Annotated in this window: 27 protein-coding genes; 13 read left to right on the top strand and 14 right to left on the bottom strand. The window is 61.7% G+C overall.

Annotated elements, in window-relative coordinates; all coding sequences use genetic code 11:
• The first annotated feature begins 6 nt into the window (after positions 1–6).
• Both J7U39_RS13140 and J7U39_RS13145 read left to right on the top strand, forming a co-directional pair.
• Entirely contained in the window at positions 7–912 is a 906-nt protein-coding gene (locus tag J7U39_RS13140) for a S1C family serine protease (RefSeq protein WP_210628583.1), read from the top strand.
• Positions 913–1,076: 164 nt separating this feature from the next.
• Positions 1,077–1,457, top strand: a complete 381-nt coding sequence (locus tag J7U39_RS13145) for a VOC family protein (protein WP_210628584.1) — start codon at positions 1,077–1,079, stop codon at positions 1,455–1,457.
• A 6-nt stretch (positions 1,458–1,463) separates the two neighbouring features.
• Here J7U39_RS13145 and J7U39_RS13150 read toward each other — a convergent pair whose 3' ends face one another.
• Positions 1,464–1,628 (bottom strand): hypothetical protein, encoded by a 165-nt coding sequence (locus J7U39_RS13150; protein ID WP_210628585.1) that lies wholly within the window; start codon positions 1,626–1,628, stop codon positions 1,464–1,466.
• Between the two features lie 30 nt (positions 1,629–1,658).
• Between J7U39_RS13150 and J7U39_RS13155 the strand changes: the two genes are divergently transcribed.
• Together J7U39_RS13155 and J7U39_RS13160 are read left to right on the top strand one after the other, a co-directional pair.
• On the top strand, positions 1,659–1,976 hold the full coding sequence (locus J7U39_RS13155) for a hypothetical protein (RefSeq protein ID WP_210628586.1): 318 nt from the start codon (positions 1,659–1,661) through the stop codon (positions 1,974–1,976).
• Between the two features lie 39 nt (positions 1,977–2,015).
• Positions 2,016–2,180 carry a hypothetical protein gene (locus tag J7U39_RS13160; protein WP_176439425.1) on the top strand — a complete coding sequence of 55 codons (165 nt, stop codon included), beginning with the start codon at positions 2,016–2,018 and terminating at the stop codon, positions 2,178–2,180.
• Here the strand turns inward: J7U39_RS13160 and J7U39_RS13165 are convergent.
• Positions 2,171–3,085 carry an SDR family oxidoreductase gene (locus J7U39_RS13165; protein WP_210628587.1) on the bottom strand — a complete coding sequence of 305 codons (915 nt, stop codon included), beginning with the start codon at positions 3,083–3,085 and terminating at the stop codon, positions 2,171–2,173. The two genes, J7U39_RS13160 and J7U39_RS13165, sit on opposite strands and share 10 nt — an antisense overlap.
• A 106-nt stretch (positions 3,086–3,191) precedes the next feature.
• Here J7U39_RS13165 and J7U39_RS13170 point away from each other — a divergent pair, with 106 nt between their 5' ends.
• Positions 3,192–3,752, top strand: coding sequence for a TetR family transcriptional regulator (locus tag J7U39_RS13170; RefSeq protein ID WP_210628588.1), 561 nt, complete (start codon positions 3,192–3,194; stop codon positions 3,750–3,752).
• 6 nt (positions 3,753–3,758) lie between these two features.
• On the opposite strand, the gene J7U39_RS13175 is transcribed toward J7U39_RS13170, so the two are convergent.
• Complete coding sequence (locus tag J7U39_RS13175) at positions 3,759–4,235, bottom strand: YcgN family cysteine cluster protein (protein WP_210628589.1); 477 nt, start codon at positions 4,233–4,235, stop codon at positions 3,759–3,761.
• A 194-nt stretch (positions 4,236–4,429) separates the two neighbouring features.
• On the opposite strand from J7U39_RS13175, the gene J7U39_RS13180 reads away from it, so the two are divergent.
• The 3 genes from J7U39_RS13180 to J7U39_RS13190 all read left to right on the top strand — a co-directional run bounded on the left by J7U39_RS13180 (position 4,430) and on the right by J7U39_RS13190 (position 7,922).
• A complete protein-coding gene (locus J7U39_RS13180) occupies positions 4,430–6,616 on the top strand; it encodes a transglycosylase domain-containing protein (RefSeq protein WP_210628590.1) in 2,187 nt (728 codons plus the stop codon).
• Positions 6,617–6,790: 174 nt separating this feature from the next.
• On the top strand, positions 6,791–7,378 hold the full coding sequence (locus J7U39_RS13185) for a DUF1214 domain-containing protein (RefSeq protein WP_210628591.1): 588 nt from the start codon (positions 6,791–6,793) through the stop codon (positions 7,376–7,378).
• A complete protein-coding gene (locus J7U39_RS13190) occupies positions 7,371–7,922 on the top strand; it encodes a DUF1254 domain-containing protein (protein WP_210628592.1) in 552 nt (183 codons plus the stop codon). Before J7U39_RS13185 ends, J7U39_RS13190 begins: the two co-directional genes overlap by 8 nt.
• Positions 7,923–7,973: 51 nt before the next feature.
• On the opposite strand, the gene J7U39_RS13195 is transcribed toward J7U39_RS13190, so the two are convergent.
• On the bottom strand, positions 7,974–8,141 hold the full coding sequence (locus J7U39_RS13195) for a hypothetical protein (protein WP_210628593.1): 168 nt from the start codon (positions 8,139–8,141) through the stop codon (positions 7,974–7,976).
• Between the two features lie 815 nt (positions 8,142–8,956).
• On the opposite strand from J7U39_RS13195, the gene J7U39_RS13200 reads away from it, so the two are divergent.
• A complete protein-coding gene (locus J7U39_RS13200; RefSeq protein WP_210628594.1) occupies positions 8,957–10,006 on the top strand; it encodes a hypothetical protein in 1,050 nt (349 codons plus the stop codon).
• A gap of 19 nt (positions 10,007–10,025) precedes the next feature.
• Here J7U39_RS13200 and J7U39_RS13205 read toward each other — a convergent pair whose 3' ends face one another.
• The 4 genes from J7U39_RS13205 to J7U39_RS13220 all read right to left on the bottom strand — a co-directional run bounded on the left by J7U39_RS13205 (position 10,026) and on the right by J7U39_RS13220 (position 14,806).
• Complete coding sequence (locus J7U39_RS13205) at positions 10,026–10,370, bottom strand: DUF1491 family protein (RefSeq protein WP_210631667.1); 345 nt, start codon at positions 10,368–10,370, stop codon at positions 10,026–10,028.
• Positions 10,371–10,785: 415 nt separating this feature from the next.
• Entirely contained in the window at positions 10,786–12,234 is a 1,449-nt protein-coding gene (locus tag J7U39_RS13210) for a methyl-accepting chemotaxis protein (protein ID WP_210631668.1), read from the bottom strand.
• A gap of 105 nt (positions 12,235–12,339) precedes the next feature.
• Positions 12,340–13,293 carry a peptidoglycan-binding domain-containing protein gene (locus J7U39_RS13215; protein ID WP_210628595.1) on the bottom strand — a complete coding sequence of 318 codons (954 nt, stop codon included), beginning with the start codon at positions 13,291–13,293 and terminating at the stop codon, positions 12,340–12,342.
• Positions 13,265–14,806: a HAMP domain-containing sensor histidine kinase gene (locus tag J7U39_RS13220; protein WP_210628596.1), complete on the bottom strand. Its 1,542-nt coding sequence runs from the start codon at positions 14,804–14,806 to the stop codon at positions 13,265–13,267. The genes J7U39_RS13215 and J7U39_RS13220 overlap by 29 nt, the downstream gene beginning before the upstream one ends.
• A gap of 452 nt (positions 14,807–15,258) precedes the next feature.
• On the opposite strand from J7U39_RS13220, the gene J7U39_RS13225 reads away from it, so the two are divergent.
• The gene (locus J7U39_RS13225) at positions 15,259–15,747 is read left to right on the top strand and encodes a DUF5330 domain-containing protein (RefSeq protein ID WP_210628597.1); all 489 of its coding nucleotides are present in this window, start codon (positions 15,259–15,261) and stop codon (positions 15,745–15,747) included.
• A gap of 497 nt (positions 15,748–16,244) precedes the next feature.
• Positions 16,245–16,667: a SufE family protein gene (locus J7U39_RS13230; RefSeq protein ID WP_210628598.1), complete on the top strand. Its 423-nt coding sequence runs from the start codon at positions 16,245–16,247 to the stop codon at positions 16,665–16,667.
• A gap of 377 nt (positions 16,668–17,044) precedes the next feature.
• On the opposite strand, the gene J7U39_RS13235 is transcribed toward J7U39_RS13230, so the two are convergent.
• Both J7U39_RS13235 and J7U39_RS13240 read right to left on the bottom strand, forming a co-directional pair.
• On the bottom strand, positions 17,045–17,476 hold the full coding sequence (locus J7U39_RS13235) for a MucR family transcriptional regulator (protein WP_010060045.1): 432 nt from the start codon (positions 17,474–17,476) through the stop codon (positions 17,045–17,047).
• Between the two features lie 456 nt (positions 17,477–17,932).
• Positions 17,933–18,148, bottom strand: coding sequence for a hypothetical protein (locus tag J7U39_RS13240; RefSeq protein WP_210628599.1), 216 nt, complete (start codon positions 18,146–18,148; stop codon positions 17,933–17,935).
• Between the two features lie 187 nt (positions 18,149–18,335).
• Here J7U39_RS13240 and msrB point away from each other — a divergent pair, with 187 nt between their 5' ends.
• Positions 18,336–18,746, top strand: coding sequence for a peptide-methionine (R)-S-oxide reductase MsrB (gene msrB / locus J7U39_RS13245; protein WP_210628600.1), 411 nt, complete (start codon positions 18,336–18,338; stop codon positions 18,744–18,746).
• 178 nt (positions 18,747–18,924) lie between these two features.
• On the opposite strand, the gene J7U39_RS13250 is transcribed toward msrB, so the two are convergent.
• From J7U39_RS13250 to J7U39_RS13265, 4 genes are all read right to left on the bottom strand, one after another.
• On the bottom strand, positions 18,925–19,290 hold the full coding sequence (locus J7U39_RS13250) for an SPW repeat protein (RefSeq protein WP_210628601.1): 366 nt from the start codon (positions 19,288–19,290) through the stop codon (positions 18,925–18,927).
• 16 nt (positions 19,291–19,306) lie between these two features.
• Positions 19,307–19,555: a hypothetical protein gene (locus J7U39_RS13255; RefSeq protein ID WP_210628602.1), complete on the bottom strand. Its 249-nt coding sequence runs from the start codon at positions 19,553–19,555 to the stop codon at positions 19,307–19,309.
• A 64-nt stretch (positions 19,556–19,619) separates the two neighbouring features.
• Complete coding sequence (locus J7U39_RS13260; protein ID WP_210628603.1) at positions 19,620–20,129, bottom strand: Hsp20/alpha crystallin family protein; 510 nt, start codon at positions 20,127–20,129, stop codon at positions 19,620–19,622.
• Between the two features lie 54 nt (positions 20,130–20,183).
• The gene (locus tag J7U39_RS13265; protein WP_210628604.1) at positions 20,184–20,660 is read right to left on the bottom strand and encodes an Hsp20 family protein; all 477 of its coding nucleotides are present in this window, start codon (positions 20,658–20,660) and stop codon (positions 20,184–20,186) included.
• A gap of 214 nt (positions 20,661–20,874) precedes the next feature.
• Here J7U39_RS13265 and J7U39_RS13270 point away from each other — a divergent pair, with 214 nt between their 5' ends.
• On the top strand, positions 20,875–21,096 hold the full coding sequence (locus J7U39_RS13270; protein WP_210628605.1) for a hypothetical protein: 222 nt from the start codon (positions 20,875–20,877) through the stop codon (positions 21,094–21,096).
• Positions 21,097–21,124: the final 28 nt, after the last annotated feature.

Here is a 21,124-nt window from a genome sequence, read left to right on the forward strand (position 1 = left end):
GAAAGCATGAATATCAATCCCATCTTGCGGTCAATCGTGGGCATCCGCTCCTCCATTCCGGAAGATGCCTTCACGGCGGAGACGCTGGGAACCATCCGTGAGGGCAGCGGCGTGGTCATCCGCGACAATGGATTGGTGCTGACGATTGGTTACCTCATCACCGAGGCCGACGAAGTCTGGTTGACGACGCTGGACGGCCGGGTGGTTCCCGCCCATCCGCTTGCCTATGACCAGGAGAGCGGGTTCGGGCTGGTGCAGGCGCTCGGCGTCCTGAACGCGCCAGCAGTGGATTTTGGCGATGCGGCCGCGGCAAAGCCCGGCGATCCCGTCGTGCTTGCCGACGGCATTGGCGAATATGTCCAGGCAAGTATCGTGGCCCGACAGGAATTCGCCGGTTATTGGGAATATCTGCTGGAGGAGGCGATTTTTACTGCGCCGGCCCATCCCGCATGGGGCGGCGCAGCCCTGATCGGCGCGGACGGCAAGCTTCTCGGCATCGGTTCGCTTCGCCTGCAGATGAGCCAGGACGGCGAGGTCGCCGATATCAACATGGTCGTTCCGATTGATCTACTGCCGCCGATCCTGGACGATCTCTTGAACCGCGGCCAGGTCAACAAGCCGCCGCGGCCCTGGCTCGGCGCATTCTCCGCCGAAAGCAGTGGTGGCGTGGTGGTGATGAGCGTCGCCGAAGGCGGTCCGGCCGCCGAGGCCGGCCTACGTCAGGGCGACATCATTTCGGAAATCCGCGACGAGGAGGTCGATGGCCTGGCCGATTTCTACCGAAAGCTCTGGAGCAGCGGCCCGGCCGGCGCCGAGATTCCGATGCGAATTCTGCGCAACGGCCGGGAAGCCTGGCTGCGGATCAAATCCGCCGACCGCAACAGCTTTCTGAAAAAGCCGCAGCTGCAATAGGGCCGCATCGCGCGTGACTGCCGTCGAAGACTGAAACCGCGGCTGGCTTCACAGGCCGGTCCGGTATGCGGCCCACCTACGAGCGAGCCAAGTTCGTTCGTTGACTCGGAGCTGCCATTGAAAGATGCTGCCGTCAATCCTGGGATCAACGGAGTTTGCGGTCCATGTTCGATCATATCTCCATCGGCGTCAAAGATCTCGAAAGAGCCCGCCGCTTCTACGACGCAGCGCTGGCGCCGCTCGGATATGAGCGCCTGTCGAATTCCGACGGCATGATCGGCTACGGTTCGGAACAGGTCGGCCTTTGGGTGATGCAGGTTGCCCATCCCGTTGTGGCCGACATGCAATCCGGGCTGCATTTCTGCTTCGTCGCCCCGAACGAGGCCGCGGTCGACGCGTTTTATGCGGCTGCGATCGAATCCGGCGGCACGGATAACGGTGAACCGGGTATCCGCCCGGATTACGGCCGCTTCTATTACGCCGCCTTCGTCATCGATCCGGACGGCTATCGCCTCGAAGCCTATTTCCACAAAGGCGAGATATAACGGCCGTCAGGCCGTAGCTCTGGAGATCGCCATCACCCTTGCGGCCGCCGGGCCGAGGGCAGCCCTCACCCGTCCGCCAGCCGCAAAAATCCCGTTGCGTTGCCCCAGCGAAAGGCGCATTGTTTCGGCTTCGGCAGCCATCGCACGGGCGCTGCCGACTGAGGGTTTCATAACCCCCGCCCCGACGAAAGGAGGACTTCGATGTCTTCCACTTCCGATAAGCCCTATCTGACGTCATCCGATCTCGATATGCTTCAGGGTGTGCTCGACACCGCGGGCTACAAAGCAAGAATACCGGCCGGCGACGAACAGACCTGCAACGCCGCAGCCATGCTGCTGATCAAGCTGTTCCAGGAGGGCGTCACCTCGCCGGCCATGCTCTTGCGGGCGCTCGAATACCATTTCGGCAGACCGAAGAAGCAACAGAAACCGGTCACCCCCGTCTGTAACCGCTATGCGATCCAGGGATTGCCGCGCGAGCGCCGACCGACGCGGCCGGGCAATTCCGCAGGCCGGTAGTGCGTGGCTTTCAATTCCGATCTAAAGGGAGATCCATCCATGGCAAAGGGACAGCTGAGAAGCAATCGCGAGGCCCGCAAGCCGAAGAAGGACAAGCTGGCGACGAAGCCGGAAACCAGCTTCGCCGGGCAGATGAAGACGGCGGCCCAAACGGCGCCTCATGGCAGCAGCGCGCCCAAGGGCGGCGGTCAGCCTCACCGGTAGCCAGTTACGTCAGCCGGTTTGTCCCGTTCCTGCACTTCCACCAGGTAACGCCAACAATCCGGCCGCGAACCGTCAACATCGTCGAAACCATAGGCCTTCGCCACCCCGCCGCTCGACAGCGACTGGCCGTTCCAGCGGGCGCGGTCGGGATCGGCTGACAGGGCCGCTACCGCACGGCCGACGAAACGCGGGGTTTCAGAAATGGCAAAATGCGGCTGCACCCCGGTCGCGTCGCGCCAATTCTCCTCGCTCACGCCATAGGCCTCCAGCATCATTTCGGAGCGCAGCCAGCCGGGCGTGATCGAAACGGCGGTGGCGCCGTGTCTGGCCAGATCCTGGGCATGCGCCCAGGCCATGCGGGTGACGCCGGTCTTGACGAGGTCGTAGAACGGCGAGAGCCGGTAATGCGCGGCGTTGTATTCGGCCGTGCCGTCGGTTACCTCCACCAGCAGCCCGCCCGGCCGCTCGATCATCAGCGCCAGCGCGTAATGGGCGGTGATCAAATGCGTCTCGATGCCGAGCCGCAGCATGCGCAGGCCCTTGTCCAGCGAATGCTCCCAGACCGCCTTGTCCCATTCGAACAGCTTCTCGCAGCCCCAGATGTCGTTGACGAGGATGTCGAGCCGGCCGGCTTCCGCGCGGATGCGCGCGACGAGCGCCTCGACCTCATGCGGAACGAGATGATCGACCTGTACGGCAATGCCCTTGCCGCCCGCCGACGTCACCAGTTCGGCCGTTTCCTCGATCGTCTCGGGCCGGGCATAGTCGGACTGCTGGGCGCGTGTCGTGCGGCCGGTGACATAGACGGTGGCGCCGGCAGCACCGAGTTCGACCGCAATGCCTCGGCCGGCGCCACGCGTGGCGCCCGCCACCAAGGCCACTTTTTCGCGCAAGTCCGCTGTCACGTCTCCATCCTCCACGCTAGAACCGGGAGCCGGCCGACTGCGACTGGCTTTGGTTGAATATAAACGAATGTTCGTTCATATTCAAAATGAACGCAAGAGGAATTTCATGCCGCGCCGCCGCACCCTGTCCGACGAACAGCTTCTCGCCATGGTGCTGGCGCTGATCCATGCGGAAGGGCCGGATGCGGCGACGTTTGCCGCGGTGGCGAAGGCGAGCGGTCTTTCCGGTTCAACCCTGGTTCAGCGTTTCGGGACAAAGGCGGCGATGCTGCGCGCCGCGCTGCTTTACGCCTGGGACCGGCTGGATGCGGAGACGGCGCGCCTTGCCGGCGCCGTGCCGAAGACGCCGGACGGCGCCGTCGCGCTGCTCGTCGGCCTGTCGCATGAATATGGCGATGATGCCGCCGCCTATGGCGAGGGATTGCTAGTGCTGCGCGAAGATTTTCGCGATCCGGTGCTGCGCGCCCGCGGGGCGGCTTGGGGAACGGCGTTGACAGCGGCGATCGCGCGCTGTTTCGGCTCGGCGAAGGCGCCGGAAACGCTCGCCCGGCTGATGCTGGCGCAATGGCAGGGATCGCTCACCTGGTGGGGATTTGGCGCGGGCGGCCCGGTGGCCGCCTATGTGGAGACGGAATTGCGGCGCTTCCTGACTGCGGTGAAATCCTGACCCCGCTCACGCTTCTTCTTCATCCTTTTCCGCACCCACGGTCAGCGGCCAGTCGACGACATAATCCTCGAGATCATCGATATCGATCTCGGTTTCATTGATCGTGCGGCCGCGGGCGGAAATGCCGGCGGCATGGACGGTCTCGGGATCGCCGGAGACAAGCGGATGCCACCAGTAGAGATCGCGGCCCTCATTAATCAGCCGGTAGCCGCAGGTCGGCGGCAGCCAGGCGATCTCAGGCACGTTCTCCCTGGTCAGCTGCACGCAGTCAGGCACGAAATCCCACCGGTTCTGATAGCTGGAGCAGCGACAGCTTTGGCCGTCGAGCAGTTTGCAGCTGACCGAGGTGAAATAGATATCGCCGCTCTCCCACTCCTCGAGCTTGTTGAGGCAACAGAGGCCGCAGCCGTCGCAGAGGCTTTCCCATTCGGCGGGGCTCATTTCGGCAAGGGTCTTCTTCTTCCAGAAGGGCAGATCGGTCATCGTCCGTTTCTTGCAACAGCGGCCCAATTTCACGTGACCGCCGCTCTATCTCTCTTGTTATCCGCCATAAAATCAATCAATTCTTCAGCATGCTCCTGGTATCGGAGAGCTTTTCGGGCCTTGAGGGCCTCGCGCTTTCGTCGCTTTCCGGCGGCCGGACATGAGGCAAGCGCGATCAGGCGGGAATACAGGACGTGCAGGATCCGGACAACCCTGAAAAAGGGCCTGAAAGGGAATCAGACAAACGAACCGGTGACGCGGCGGGCAGGCGGCCGCCGAAGAGCCGCCACATTCTGTTGCGCATCGATTCATGGATCGATTCGACCGTCTGGAACGCCGGCTTCCGCGCCGCCGAGATCTGGGAAGACACCACCATCTTCTTCCGCCGCTTTCGCGTTCGCGGCTGGAAACGCATGGTCTTCGAACTTGCCGGCGAAGGGCTGACCCTCGGGGCGGCCGGCGCGGTGCTGATGCTGGTGCTTGCCCAGCCAGCCTTCGAGGCGACCAAGGAGGACTGGCGCAATCGCGGCGATTTCGCCGTCACCTTCACCGACCGCTACGGCAACGTCATCGGCCATCGCGGCGTCATCCACCAGAATTCCGTCCCGATCGACGAGCTGCCGGATTCCCTGATCAAATCCGTCCTCGCGACCGAAGACCGGCGTTTCTTCGACCATTTCGGCATCGACGCGATCGGCCTCTTCCGCGCCATGGTCACCAACGCCCAGGCCGGCGAAGTGGTGCAAGGCGGCTCGACGCTGACGCAACAGCTCGCCAAGAACCTGTTTCTCTCCAACGAGCGCTCGATCGATCGCAAGATCACCGAAGCCTTCCTGGCCCTATGGCTCGAAGCCAATCTCTCCAAGAAGGAAATCCTCTCCACCTATCTCGACCGCGCCTATATGGGCGGCGGCACCTTTGGTGCCGCGGCAGCGGCGCAATTCTATTTCGGCAAGAACATTACCGATGTGAACCTTGCCGAGTCGGCAATGCTTGCCGGCCTGTTCAAGGCGCCGGCCAAATATGCGCCGCATGTCAACCTGCCAGCCGCGCGTGCCCGCGCCAACGAGGTGCTGACCAATCTCGTGCAGAGTGGGCTGATGACGGAGGGCCAGGTGATCGCCGCCCGGCGCAATCCGGCGACTGTCGTCGACCGCAACGAGGTGGAATCGCCGGATTTCTTCCTCGACTGGGCCTTCGACGAAGTGCAACGTCTTTCGCCGCGCTTCCACCAGCATTCGCTGATCGTGCGCACGACGATCGACATGGGCATCCAGAAGGCGGCCGAAGATTCGGTCGAGACATCGCTGCGTGAATTTGGCGAGGCCTATCACGCCAAGCAGGGCGCCATGGTGATGATCGAGAACGGCGGCGCCGTCAGGGCCATGGTCGGCGGGCGGGATTACGGCGAGAGCCAGTTCAACCGCGCCACCAAGGCGCTGCGCCAGCCGGGCTCCTCCTTCAAGGTCTATACCTACGCGCTGGCGATGGAGAGCGGGATGACACCGCAGACGACGATCGTCGACGCCCCGATTTCCTGGGGCAACTGGAGCCCGCACAATTATGCGAACCGCTATGTCGGCCGCATCACACTCGAGACGGCGATCGCCCAGTCGATCAATACCGTGCCGGTGCGGCTTGCCAAGGAAAAGCTCGGCATCCAGCCGATCCGGGCAATGGCGAAGAATCTCGGCGTCGAAACGCCGATCCGCGACGACGTCACCATCCCGATCGGGACATCGGAGGTGACGGTGCTCGACCAGGCGACGGCCTATGCCACCTTCCCGGCCGGCGGCTATCAGTCGCGCCGCCACGGCATTACCCAGATCCTCGATTACGAAGGCGATGTGCTCTACGATTTCGACCACGACGAGCCGGCGCCGAAACGCGTGCTGTCCGAACAGGCCGATGTCTATATGAACCAGATGCTATCGCGCGTTCCCTATGTCGGCACGGCGCGCAAGGCGGCCCTCGACAACGGCATCCTGACAGCTGGCAAGACCGGCACGACCCAGGCCTATCGCGATGCCTGGTTTGTCGGCTTCACCGGCAATTACACCTGCGCCGTCTGGTTCGGCAATGACGACTATACCTCGACCAACAACATGACGGGCGGCTCACTGCCGGCAATGACCTTCAAGCGCGCCATGGACTACGCCCATCAGGGTGTGACGTTGCGCCCCATCCCCGGCGTCGAAAACCCCCTGCTCTCGGAAAAGGATCTTGCCAAGACCGTCGCCGCCAAGCCGCAGGACGGACTGCCGCAGCTCATCCGGCCGCGCATGCTCTCGGTCCAATCGACTGATATCCTTAAGAAGCTCGGAGGGAAGCTGAAGGCCGCCGCGCCATTGACGCCGGCGAAGGTGGCAAGCTCGGAGTAGACGCTGCGTGGTCGCTGCGCTCGTTCGTGTCGGAGATCGGCGAGACCCGCCCCTCATCCGCGTCCAACGCGCGTGCCCCGCGATCTGGACAGATCGACGTCCATGTCATGGCGCGGCATTCCACCCTGCCAGAATCAGTGCTAACCCTGTCATCCCGGTTTCCAAGGTCATGACGTGTTTCGATTCCCCCTTTTCATCCTGATCACGCTGATCGTAGCCTTCGGCGGCGGCATCATGATTTCGCTTTATGCGCTGGATGCGACACAGGGTTTCGGGGCGATCAAGCTTGGCGCCTGGGAGGCCTTTCCGGCGTTGCAGACGGTCGATGCCGATCCTTACGCCAAATCGCACCGGGCACGCGCCGGCAAGTTGCTCTACGGCAGCGCCGAGGGGCTGACCTTCACGGCGAGCGTCGACGACGACGGTGCACGGCTGAACGCCGGCTGCCGCTACAGCCTCAGCGGGCAGACGCCGCCCGCCCGGCTCTGGACGCTCTTTACCGCCGACAATGGCGGCAATCCGGCGGCGGTGAAGACCGGGCTTCCGGCGGCGCTCAATTCCTGGACGGTGCTGCGCCAGCCCGACAGCAGCTTTTCGATCGAGATCTCCGCCGCCGCTCAGCCGGGCAACTGGCTGGCCTTGCCGCAGGCCGGTACTTTCCGGCTGGTGCTGACGCTGTTCGACACGCCAACCGCCGGCAGCTCCGGCGTGATCGATCTCGCCATGCCGAAGCTCACCAAGACCGGATGCGGCAATGCTTAGGATCTTCTTCGCCGTCCTGACCGGTCTTTTCGGCGCAGCGCTCCTGCATCTCGTCATCATCCTGTCCCTGCCGCATTTCACCGGCAGGGATGCGGCGACCCGCGTGGCGGCGGAAGGCGATCTCAACAATTTCTATCTGCTCGGCGAGCAGTACGACGAGGCTGGTCTCGCCAATGGCGACCCCTTCCTGCGGACCGCCGTCTGCTCCTTCGACGTCGAGGATGCGCCGGTGCATTTCACCGCCAAGGGCAACGTCCCCTTCTGGTCGATCGCGATCTACGACAGCGCCTCCAACGAGGTGTTCAGCATGAACGACCGGACCTCGGTGGGCGGCGCGCTCGACGTTCTGGCGGGCGGCCCGATCCAGTTGACGGACCTGCGCAAGAACCTGCCGCAGGAACTGGACCAAGCGATCCTGGTGGAAATGGCGAGGCCGGATGGTTATGCCGTGCTACGGACGCTGGCACCGCAGGCAAGCTTCGATGAAGCAGCACGCAACTTCCTGACGGAAGCGGGCTGTGAGCAATTCACCCCCGGCAATTAAGCGGAATGTCTGTTCTCAATTCGGCATCACGCTCCGGGGTTGAAGAGGCGCTTACTTCTTTCTGGCGCGCGGCGCGGGCGCCGGACCATGTCTAGGGCTCTCGGCGAGCCGCTCATAGCGGACCCCCGTGAACCAGAGAATCTTGGCTTCGCGCTGTTCCTTGTCCAGGCGACGCGGCGCCCGCGGCCGCCGATCCGCCAATGCGACTACTATTGCCATTCTCGTCTCCATGCACTGCCCGAGACGGATGAACTTGCGATGGATTTCACCCTGCCCGCCACTCTGCGAGCCGGCGCGTCCTGCGGTGCCGGCATGGCCGGACCGAGGGCATTCGCGCCTTTCCCACGGCACCTGATTGAAATACCGTGATGCGGAGTTTCGACGATCCAAATACTCAAATCGCGTCGTTCCTGTCCGAATTGAGACACATGACAGTTAACAGTTTACTAATATTCAGCGGATGCCAAACACAGTTACCGTAACTTCCTCTTCAACGCTTGAGGAGTCGATTTGGTTTCATGCCCCGCTGAAAGACCGGAAGGCAGCGAGCAATATAAAATTACAAAAAATTCATATAGTTGACGACGATACAGCGATCTATCCAGAGCCGCTGTTGCAAATATGCGGCACAGAAATATTTGTTGTGGCAGATCAGCGCGGGCTTCGGTTTATCCTGGGTGCCCACTCGTTTTAGAGGCGCGCCGATTGCAATTCCCGCCGTCCGCGAAGCGGCTTTCTCGTTGCGGCATAGTGATAACTGCTGCAAGCGATGGCGCATCGCCGGACCCGATCAGGAGGAGGACCGGTTTGCTTGCCGCCGCAGCGCCCTTTCGGAGCCCATAGCCTTTCCATTGCCGGCTAACCATTATTCGCAGGTTCCTCGGGTATATTTCTGTATCATTTTAATAAAATCTTCAGCATCCATTAACCGTACAAGTGTAGGATTTGTTCATATCCGTGTGGTCCGAGAGGCGTCCCCGCCAGCGCTATCGGCCCCATGGTTTCCCTTGGTTCTGCGTTTTCAGGGTGTGCTTGTGCGTGACCGGTTTCGAGACCTAGAGGGCCCGTTGGCCGTCAGGAAAAAGGACGTGGTGTTGATGGCGACTGTGAGCAGTTTCGAGAGCCTGTCTCATCCGACACGATCCGAACTGCGCCAATTCGCCGAGCTTTTCACACCGCTGTTCCAAGCTTCCTCCGACGAAGCCAAGCGCCAGGCAGTCGCCGCCCTTTCCCAATGCGAGACCATGCCGGCAGCCGTGGCGCTGTTCATCGGCAATCAGCCGATCGAAATCGCCGCGCCTTTCCTTATCGCCTCGAAGGCCGTTGCCGACGACACGCTGATCACCATCGCCCGCATGCAGGGTGCGGCGCATGTCAAGGCGATCGTCAGCCGCGATTCGCTCTCACCGAAGGTCATCGACGCGCTGGTGGCGCTGCGCCAGACCCAGCCGCGCTCCGCCACCGCTTCGGCGCCGATCACGGAAGCGCTGGCCGTCCCGCTTTCGCCAGTCCAGGTGGAGAGCAACGAGGCCGAAGCGCTGGAGGAACAGCGGGTCGCCAATGAAGAGGCCTTGCGCGGTCGCATCCTCGATCTTGCCGGCCATCTCGGCCGCGACGATCAAGACAGGCTCGGCCTGCGCACCCTCACCGACATTCAGGAGGCGCTGCTGGTGCGCTTCGCCCGCTCGCACGAGGCGACGCATTTCGCCACCGCACTCGCCGATGCGCTTTCCGCCAGCCGCTGGCTTGCCGAACGCATCATGCTCGACCTCTCCGGCCAGCAGCTCGCCACGACGCTGACGAGCCTCGGCATGGGCTTTCTCGACGCTGTCTTCGTGCTGGAACGATTCTATCCGCATCTTGCCGAACAACAGCATAATGTGACGCGCGGCTGGATGGTGCTCGATGCGCTCGATCCGGAAGAATGCCACGAAAGGGTGGAGGCCTGGCGGCGCGCCGATCGCTACACCTACAAGGCCGAGACCACCGATTCGCGCACATCTCGGGAAACCGAAACCCACCGCTTCGCCCGCCAGGCGCCGGTGCAGCGCGACATACGCGCGCTGGGGCGGCGGTCGCGTTGAGTTGAAGAAGACCTGACTCTCAGCGATCCCCCGCCAGCGGGATTATGTCCCCCAATTCCTCCGCCTCCAGCTCGACGATCCAGAGATCGGGGTCGAAGCGGCGTTCGCGATCCAGCATCGCCCGCACCGCTTGCGGCTCGCTGCGCGCGAGGCGGACTTCGAACAGCCGGTCGCGGATCTCGTCTTCGCCGAAGGCGGTCTGCGGCGCCGGCGCATAGAGCGTTTCCAGACCATCGCGAAAGTGTTGGCGGATGAAGATCGCGCCCGCCTCCTCCGCGCCCTTCTTCTCCACAGCGGCGAAATCGCCGCTTGCGAAGACGCGGCGCAGAAGCGAGGAAACGAAGATGTCGGCGCGTAATCTCATCGGGGCGGTATAGAGCCTTTCCGAGTTAGATTGAAGCATTCTGTTGGCTCAAACGGAGAGGATGGTCGACCGGCCGGCGTGCGTCGTAGCCCAACTCTGCGGCCAAGCCGGCCGGTCGATCAGCCGGCCCGTTTCAGCCAACATCCCGCAGATTTGCCTGGCAAAACTGCAAGACTTTGGAATCGCCGGACCCACTTTGTCGCTTCGCCACTGCGAAGCGGTGCGGCCGGTGGGCCGGGCATGTTTCCGCCAGGATCAAAGGCGATCGGCTCGGACGTACCTGGGGTATGCCCGTCGCCAATCGCCTTTGCCCTGACGAAAACCTGCTCCGGCAGAATGCTTCAATCTAACCCGGAAAACCTCTAAGACCGGCGCGCCGGGGCCGGCAATCCGCAACCGAGCTTTGGCGGATGCGTCAGACCTTGACCGCCAACCGCAAGCCGCCCCAATGGCGGCCCCTGACGGTGATCGGCGCGGAGATATCCTTCATCATCACGAAATTGCCGCCGCCCATGTCGCGCCGGTAGGTCTGGACGAGGAAAGGTGCGATGCTGCGGCCGGCGGCAAGGCCGACGCGATCGGCGAAGATGCGGCGGTTGCGGCAGTTGGCGGTGTTCCAGACGATGTCGCCCGGCCGCTGCGGCTGCGAGAACTTCCGGTTATGAGTCGGCAGATAACCGTTTTCGTCGACCGCCGCGCAGAAGGCGACGCGCTCGTCCAGGGCGACGACGGGCTCCTGGATCGGCGGCAGCAGACGGTCGGTGAGTTCGGTGAAGGCAGCCATCATCTGAACCGGATCGGTGCCAGCCATCGGCCGGTAGCGCCGGTCGAAGAGGGCGTCGAAACCGATCTGACCGTCGGCGACGGCGCGTTCGAAAACGCCTGATATCTGCCTTGCCACGGATTGTGCTTCCTCGATCCAACGGCTGTCGGCGGTCTTGACGCCGGCGCTCGCCGTCAGCTGAATCAGCGTTTCCGAGAGGCCGACGACGCTGTCGACGCGCTTTGCCGCCTGCTGCAGCCTGACATTCGAACCGGCGATCTCGCCGGACATTTCGCCGAGCTTCTGGACGAAACCGGCGCATTGTTGGTCGACCGCCTCGGTGGTGTTGGCCATGACAGTCGAACTGTCGAGAATGCGGGTGATGACATGTTCCATGCTTTCGAAGGCGCCGCGCATCGCCTCCGACTTGTCGCGCACGCCGGCGGCACTGTCGCGGGCATCACCGCCGACCGCCGACAGCCGGTCGATCTTCACCCGAAGCCCATCCAGCGTGTCCTGAATGGAGCCCGTCGCCTTCGAAGTCTGCAGCGAAAGAGCGCGCACTTCGGCGGCGACGACGGCAAAACCCTTGCCCGCATCGCCGGCGCGCGCCGCCTCGATCGCGGCGTTCAGCGCCAGGAGGTTGGTCTGGCGGGCTATGGTGCTGATCTCCTCGGCAATCTTGTCGACATCGGCAAGCGATTTCGAGAAGCTGGCGATTTCAGCACCGATGACGTTGGAGGACTGAACCATATGGCCGATCTCGGCAACGGAACCGGACATGCGGTCGGCCGACTCCTTCAGCATCTGGCGGGCTTCGGCCGCCGTGCGGTCGGTCTCGCGCAGCGACAGGGCTACCGAGCGATTGGTCTCGGCAATCGAAAGTGCGGTGCTGGTGACATGATCGAAGGCGGAGGCGTGGCGCGCCGACATCGCCGCCATGTCCTGGATGGCGCCGGCAATATCGACGAGATCGATGCCAAGGGTGGAGGCTTCTTCGGCAAGGCGCTGCAGGATGTGGCGCAATCCCTCGCGATCAGGGCTTTCCGCTTCGACCGTCGGTTCTCCGGTCAGATCGTCTATCGCCTTCAGCGCATGCATGACCGACATTCCCCCGCCGCAATTGGCAAAGCTTCGGACAACATGGTTAACAAGTTGCAAACGAAGCTGGGGTCTTAGACTTAGGGTGTACATGGCGCGAACGCCTTAGATCGCACCGATTTCCTTCAACTTCTTCAGCACCGCCTCGTTCGGCTCGCCGTTTTCGGGGAGGTTGTAGTGCTTCTGGAAGTGGCGGATGGCGGCGCGAGTCTGCTCGCCGGCCACACCGTCGACGCCAACGTTGGCATAGGCCATATTGGAAAGGCCCTTCTGGATCTTCAGCACCAGGTCGACGGTGGCAAGCTCGCTCGATGGAAGCTGCTTTGCGGCTGACGGAGCCGTCTTGACGGTCTTTTCGGCGCTGCGGATCGCAGCAGCGACCGGGTCCTCCGCCGCCGCCTTCGAGGTGACATCCTCACGCGGTTTTTCCACGGGCACGGTCGAGGGGCCGGCAGCGTCGGTCTTCAGCGCGGCCAGCACCTCCGGCGTCGCTTCCCCGGTCTGGGCCATGCCGACGGTCTCCTGGAAGAACAGGATGGCGGCACTGGTGCGGGGGCCGATGATGCCGTCAGCGATGCCGTTATAGAGGCCGCGGCGCACTAGCTGCTGCTGGATGTCCATGACCAGCTCGCTCGGCTGCTGAGCGGGTGCGGCCGGCACCGGCGTCCCGCTGGTGGTGGCGGCATCCTCCGGCCGTTCGATCCGGAAGGTGGTGACGTCAGCCGGTTGTTCGTCGGCCGGACGGCGCGCGCCGAGCACGTTTGGGGACTGCGGGTCACGGGTGCGGAAAATCGGGTGCGGATGCAGGCCAGGCTGATACCAGAGGGCATTGGCCGCAACGAAGGAGAAGATGACGAAGAAGGCGATCATGCCGCCGGCGACCGACGGATTGCGGCCAATGACGCCGCCGAGCGCGGACGCCCCCTGCAGCCCGAGACCACCCAGCGCGGATGCGCCCTGCAGGCCGAGGCCGCCGAGAGCGGCCGCACCGGACACGACAAGGCCCGGCTGCTGCCGTCGCTTCTTTCCCTTAGGCGATTTTCGCTTGCGCGCGGCCATCGAAAAGCCCCTCTTCCAGTTCTGCTCCGGTACCGACCGCGTCCTTCAGCCGCGGCGGAAATTCGACGGTCGCGCCATGACCGGCGTGTTCGGCGCGCCGGGCGCCCGAGCCATCCACCGCAATCTCGACGGTGATGATCGTACCTTCGCCCGGCTGGCTGGCAATGGCAAAATTCCCGCCATGCAGCGCCACCAGCCCCTTGACCAGCGAGAGGCCGAGACCGCTGCCCTCGAAGCGGCGGGTGTAATCGTTCTGGATCTGGACAAAAGGCTGGCCGAGCATCGCCAGCTTATCGGCGGCAATGCCGATGCCGGTATCGCTGACCGTCAGCTTCAGGATGCCGTCACGCGCCGCCGCATCGACCGAGACGACGCCGCCGGCTTCGGTGAATTTCACGGCGTTGCCGACGAGATTGATGAGGATCTGCTGGATGGCGCGCTGATCGGCGACGATCTCGCCAAGCCCACGCTGAATCCGGCTCGTCAGCGTGACGCCCTTGGTCTTGGCCTGCAATGCCAGCATCGATTCGCAGGATCTGACGGAGCTTGAAATATCGAAGGCATCCAGAATCAGTTCGTAGCGGCCGGCTTCAATCTTGCTCATGTCGAGCATGGTATTGACGACCGAGAGCAGATGCGCGCCGGACTCGCGGACGAGACCGACATATTCGCGCTGGCGGTCATTTTCGAACTTGCCGAAATATTCGCCGATCAGAATATCGGAGAAGCCGAGAATGGCGTTCAGCGGCGTGCGCAGCTCGTGGCTGACCGCGGCGAGGAAGCGCGACTTGGCGTCGTTTGCCGATTCGGCGTCGGCCGCACGGTTCTGGGCTTCGGCCCGCAGCTGCTGCTCGACGGAGACATCGCGCAATTGGGCGATGACGGCGGCAAGCTCGCCATCGGCATCACGGCGAGCCGTCATGTCCATTCTCAGATAGGCGAACTGGCGCTGATCGCGCGAGATCGAAGGCCGGTCGAGGCGCAGATCGACGCTTGCGGCATCTTCGCCGCGCCTGAGCTCATCGAGCGCCTGCAGGAACAGGATGCGGTCGGAGACATGCACCTGCTCCAGGAAGCCCCTGCCCTTCGGATCGCGCATCCAGGCAAGGAAATCGCGCCGGTCGCGGCCGCCTATGGTGGCGACGCTGCCGTGTGGATCCAGGAAAAAGACGAGGCCGGGGGTGACGTCGAGGAAGAAGTCCTCGGCCGACTGTGTGGCAATGCCGGCCGACGAGCCCTGGCGGGCAAGTGCAATGCTGCCGACGGCGGAAAAGAGAAAGGCGGCGCAGACCATGGCGACGCCGGCCGGCAGTGCGACGGCGGGGCTGGTGACCGCCGAAAGCCCGACCGGCGCGGCGACGAGAGCGGCCGAGGAGAGCAGCACGAGGCGCCGCAGAATCGCAAGCTCGCGCTGGCGCACGGCTTCGCCGCCACCCGTCCGGGAAAGCCAGCTTGTCGCCGCCCGGTCTACGAGGGCCGTCGCCCAGCCGCCAATGTCACTCAATACTCGCACGCAATACCCGCCCAAAGAGGCTGTCTGTCGATCCGGACAATAGGCCCCCGCGACTTAAGGAAAGGATAAGGCAAAGGCGCTGTTCACAGCCAGAAAGAGCAGAAATTCCCGTTTTGAAGCATCTGAGAGCTCCTTCGCTTCTTGTGGTTAATGGCCGGTAAGCGGCGGATTTCCTTCATATTTCAGCACTGCGTTAACTCCTGTGGCAAGGCGATCCGGCAAAAGCCCTGCAATTGCAGGCAGGTGCTGCCCTGATGCTTAACAACAATCGCTCGCATTTGACTTAAATGCCGCTCAAATGCGCTTCGCTAAAATTTGAGTTAAATTTGCCGCAAATGCGCGCGAGTTTTGAAAAGCGGCATTCGCAACTTGCCGATAGGGTGAGAGCACACCGGACAACCGGCCTGATTCGGCGATAAGAACCGGACGGGAAAACAGGATGGGCAACGACAATGTGGTTTCTGATCAAAGGATCCTTCTGGTTTGGCCTAGTGCTCGTGCTTCTTTCCGTCTTCAGCACGGAGGGATCCGACAAGCTTGCCGGCGGCCCACAATTGCAGCTCTCAGACGCGTTTACGGCGGCGAGCGGCGCCTATGACTATCTCACCGGCATGTGCTCGGAAAAGCCGGATGTCTGCGCCAAAGGCGCCGAGACCCTGACGGCGCTCGGCTACCGGGCCCGTGAGGGCGCCCGTGTCGCTTACGAACTTCTCGACAGCCAATTCACCGACGAACCGACGACGCCCGCAAGGCTTGCCGAGCCGGCAAACCAGACATCGCCCGCCATGCCCTCGCTTGCCTCCCCTTCCGTCCAGGAGAAGGTGCGCGAGGCAAAGGCTGCGCTCAACCAGCCGATGCCTTACCGGCCGCCGGTCGACGATGAAGCCGAGACCGTGGTAACCGGCGCGATCCCGCTGCCGACGCCGAAGCCGGCGATCTGACGAAATTGCGCGGGCAACCGGCCCGCCGCACATAAGCAACGTTCGGACGCGGGACTGCGTCACACTGGAATTCTAAACGCGGTGCGATCTTTGAGATTCGCCTGCCGCGCTTTAGGCCCTTGGTTTTCCGCATGTCGTTCACGCAAAACCGCTGCACACTTTTGCGCGACATGCTTTAGAGCTTGCATCGGTGGTCCGCATGACGCGGAAATGCCCCATGCCTGACGTGCCTGCCCTGTTTAATTCAGCAGATTGCTGCGCCGTGAGGATGCCCATCCCTCACGGCGTTTCTTTTGAGAGCATGTCGCACAAGAATGTGCGGTGGATTTCGATAACCGACATGCGTAAAAACAAAAGCTGAAGCGCCGCATCAAAAAGACGGCGCGCTTTAGCGGTTCAAATCTGTCGGTCTATCACCTATATGCAGTCCTAGAGCATGTCCGGACGCAAAATTGCCGTGTCGTTTTGCCAGCATGCAAAAAGGTGAAAGGCTTTTTATGGCATCCCTCGACCAGATCATCGATGACTTCGCCTTCCTGGACGATTGGGAAGACCGCTACCGCTATGTCATCGAACTCGGCAAGGCGCTGCCCGAGCTCGCCGAGGAAAAACGCACCTCGGAGAACAAGGTGATGGGCTGCGCCAGCCAGGTGTGGCTGGTGACGCATACGTCGGGCGATCCGGAAAACCCAATCATGAGTTTCGAGGGCGATTCCGACGCGCATATCGTGCGCGGCCTCGTCGCCATCGTGCTTGCCACCTATTCCGGTAAGCGGGCTTCCGAAATCGCTGCGCTTGATGCCTTCGAGATCTTCTCGAAGATCGGTCTGGTGGAGAACCTGTCGTCGCAGCGCTCGAACGGGCTGCGCTCGATGGTGAAGCGAATCCGGGAAGAGGCGATAGTCCGCGCCGCGGCGTGAACGTCATTGATTCGGTCGGCGAGCGCGGCGGATTGGGCATTTGCGGAAACGGCCAACCGACTATATTAACACTTTCTTATAGTATAGGAATACATTCTACGTCGCGCTCCAAAGCGTAAGATAGGTTCCCTGATAATATCCCGTCTGCCCCGTGCATGACTTGCGATAGCGGCGGAATAGTCGGGGAGATTATTATCCTCATCCGGAACAGGATGAACTCTGGGGTCGTCCGAACTAAAGTCTGAATCTTGCTTTCATTTAACGGGCCGGACCAGGATAGCGCCCGGAAACGGCTTCCGGTTTTCGGTTTCAGGTTTGCGGTACAGACAGAAAAGCCGGGCACAAGACCCGGCTTTTGTCATTGACAGCGGAAAAGCTCAGCCGCGGCCGCGCTTGCGGCGCTGACCCAAGCCCATCTCCTTCGCCAGGCGCGAACGCGCTTCGGCATAAGCGGGCGCTACCATCGGGTAGTCGGTCGGCAGGTCCCATTTCTCACGGTATTCTTCCGGCGAGAGACTGTGATGCGTCATGAGGTGACGCTTGAGGGACTTGAAGTTGCCGCCGCATTCCAGGCACGTAATCTGCTCGTCCTGTACGGACTTGCGGACAGAGACTGCTGGCTTCTGCTTTTCGACGACAGCCGCAGCGGGCTGCGGTACGGATGTGTTGCTAAGTGCCGAATGCACGTCGGAAATCAGATTTGCCAGGTCGCTGACCGGGACAACATGGTTGCTGACATAAGCCGCGACGATGTCGGCCGTCAGTTCCACAAGCAGCTCCGGCCCATTGCCGGTCGCCATATCCGTCATATTTTTTCTCCTGTTAGCATGCTCAAACGATCTTTGACTGTCACGCCAAAGACCCGCCTCGTAGAAGCGAACAGCAAAAGCACAGGAAGCAATCTTCTGTTTCGAAAAACGTGAAATCCACCCCTAGATTCCGAAGTCCGAGACCTGTTCTTATACTGCCTGACCGAAAACCACTACCGTCTTGCTCCAGGCGATGGCCCCAGTTAGACATTGAAAAATCAAAACTGAGGGACTTGGAAGCAGTAGGATTGTAATTCACAATCAGAATTCTACTTGCATTTTCAAATACCATCGTTTGGCCGAAAGGCCAATTATTATTTGTGGTTTTTCTTGAGAAAAAATGGCTGATGAAGAATTATAGGACTTTAGGCCAAGCTTTACTCACAGCTTCCTGTGCATAAGTTCGGCGTAAAACAGGTTAAGACGCCAATTGCCGGGCTCAGAGAGTTGCCGTGATCAGGCCAGCGAGCGGGAGAGACGCGTCAGCAGCCGGACGACCGAGCCGTGCAGGACGAAGAGCAGAAGCGTCAGCGGCCAGAGCAGGCAGGCGACAAGTCCGGCGAGACGATGAAACGTCAAACCGGCGTGATTGGCCCAGCCCTCCAGCAGCGTGACCGCCATGGCGGTCACGGCCACGAGGCCGTAGAGCAGGACGATTGCGGCTTCAAACACCAATGGCTCCTCAATGCACGTAACATTAACCCTAACAGAAAACCCTTAATAGATGTAAAAGCGGACGTCTTTCCTGATAGCTGCATGCCGCGATTCCCGCGGCCCGGCGCCGGAGGCTTGATGAAACAAAGACGGCGCACCACATTTCTGGCGAAACGGAACCGCCCTTCGGCGAAAGGAGCACGTCATGTCCGAAACTGCAACCACCGCCAAGATCCATAAATCAGACGCCGAATGGAAAGAGCAGCTCACGCCCGAGCAATACCGCATCACCCGCCAGCACGGCACCGAACGCGCCTTCACGGGCCCTTACTGGGATTCCTTCGAGACGGGGCTTTACCGCTGCGTCGGCTGCAACGCCCCGCTTTTCCGCTCCGACACGAAATTCGACGCCGGCTGCGGCTGGCCGAGCTATTTCGAAGCGGTCTCTCCCGATGCGGTGACCGAGCATCGCGACACCAGCTACGGCATGGTGCGCACCGAAATCCGCTGCGGCACCTGCGACGCCCATCTCGGCCATGTCTTCCCCGGCGGCCCGCCGCCAACCGGTCTGCGTTACTGCATCAATGGCCATGCCATGGTGTTCGAGCCCGAATAGCGCTGAACCAATGATCGTCGATCCGCCGCCCTTGCACGGAGAGCCGCGCACCCATCGATGGCGATCACCGCGTCGCGGTCGTCAACCAGTCTGATCGGCCGCCAAGCCTCTCCTCCAGGGGCGGCGGGCGGAGTGGTAAGGCGAACGGGCCCGGACGCCCGAGCCCGTTCGCATTCAGTCATGCGGTCGACAACGGATGGTTATGACTGAACCAGATGCTGCCCGCTGCGAGGGCAGCGACGACCAGGCCGACAATCACATGCGCCCACATGGCCGCTGCCACGGCTGAAAAGCCGAGGAGCCAAGGAGCGATCACAGCCCATAGCCCGAGGACCAGGTTGCACCATTCCTCGGCCTCATAGAAAGCATAGAGAGCGGCAACGGCGATCAGGGTGATGGCCGCGCCAACGATCCATGCATTCCAGGCGGCATAGGTCTCAGCGGAGAAACCGAACAGCCAGGGCGAGATGAAGAGGCCAAGACCGGCAACGATATTGACGATATCGAAAGCCGTCCGGTTGTTGGAAGACAGAGACTTCAGCATCGATCATTTCTCCTTCTTAGTTGGTTGCATCATCAATGGCCGCCTCCTGCGGGCAGAAGACGGTTGCGGCGACGGCGCTTGAATCGCCGTCGCCGCAAAACTCGGTCACGGTGTAGTGGGAAGCCAGAAATGAGATGCGGGCGACGCTGTTCTCTTGGAACTGCGGAACTGTGAAAGGAAGACGGCTGCGCCGATCGTCGTTCGAGGCGCGGAAGCGGGAGATCGGTGCTGTGTTTTCGCGGTGTGTACGTCCGATAATCTTCATCGTTTATCCTTCCCAACTGGTGAAGGATGAGCGGCGGCCGGCCAGGTGTCGGCCGCCGCGCTCGTCAGCTTCTGATGGCGATGCGCTTGACCTGTGACTGCGCCTTTTCGGTCTTGGGCAAAGTGACGGTGAGGATGCCGTTCTTGAAGGTGGCGTCGACCTGGTCCTCCTTGACCTCGGTGCCGAGCGGGATGCGTCGCTCGAAGCGGCCATAGTAGCGCTCCGAGAACTGCTTCTCCTTGTCTTCCGTTTCCGAACGCTTCTCACCCTTCAGGGTCAGTACGCCGTCATTGAGTAAGACCTCGATGTCCTTTTCCTCAAGGCCGGGTATTTCGGCCGTCACCTTGATGTCCTTGTCGGTGTCTGAGATCTCCACGCTCGGCCAGCCGGCACCAAAGCCGCTGGCGCCGCGAAGTGACGGCAAGCTGGAACCGAAACCGCGGAAAACGTCGTCGAACAGCCGGTTGACCTCGCGGTGGAGCGACAGGAAAGGATCGCGGTCGTCGTCGCGAAGGAGACTCGGCATCTGATTGCCGTTGTTGCGGCCCCAGGGAATCAAATCACGAACACTCATGGCTCTACTCCTTTCTGATGGTTCATGGGCGCCAGACGGCGTCTGGCGCCACGCTCAGGCCGCCTGTGTCTCGCCCTCGATCTGCTTCGTCTCGGCCTTCGGCATTACGTGACCAGTTCCGATCTCGATTTGGCGCGGCTTCATCTCTTCAGGAATTTCGTGCTTGAGATCGATGGTCAGCAGACCGTTGGCAAGACCGGCGTCGACAACCTTCACATGATCGGCCAGTTCGAACCGGCGCTGGAACGAGCGTCCGGCAATTCCGCGATGCAGGTATTGAACATCTTCGCTCTCTGCCCTCTGCCCCGATACCATGAGCATGTTCTGCTCTTGCGTGATTGCCAGCTCGTCCTGCGAAAAGCCCGCCACTGCCATGGCAATGCGGTAGTCGTTCTCACCAGCCTTGACGATATCGTAAGGCGGCCAGTTGTCGATTGTCTCGGCGCGGCCTGCAGCCTCAAGCGCGTTCAACATTCGCTCGAAGCCGATGCTCGACCGGAACAGGGGAGAGAAATCGAGGTTTGTCCTCATAGCCATATCCTCCTTGCAAGCAACATGGACACAAGGAGACGCCAAGAGCGACCGGCGTCTCCTGGACTTTCTGCCGATCCCTATTGGGCGATCGACAATACTGATATAATTCAGTGTCTTACAGTTTCAAGGGGATCGAATTTCTTAACGAGAAAAATTGATCTTTTCGAAGACGCCCCCATATGTTTTGGAGCTTGAGCGAGGAGCAATGGTTATGACAATGACTTCACACGACGTCGTCGCCGTCCTTGGACCTGCAGACAAAACGCTTGTGGCCGAGATCATCGCGACAGGTGCAACCCAAACCGAGCTTGTCGAGGCGTTTGCATGGGCCAACAATGACGAGGCCCTGGTGGGTGAAGGGCGGCATCTACCGACCGGCAGGGTTGCTGCGCTTGTTGACCTGCTGAGGTCGGACGAAGAGGAACCGGATTAGAAAAGGCGGTCGACCCGTCTTTCCTGCA

The sequence above is a fragment of the Rhizobium sp. NLR16a genome, from assembly GCF_017948245.1.
Taxonomy (GTDB): domain Bacteria; phylum Pseudomonadota; class Alphaproteobacteria; order Rhizobiales; family Rhizobiaceae; genus Rhizobium.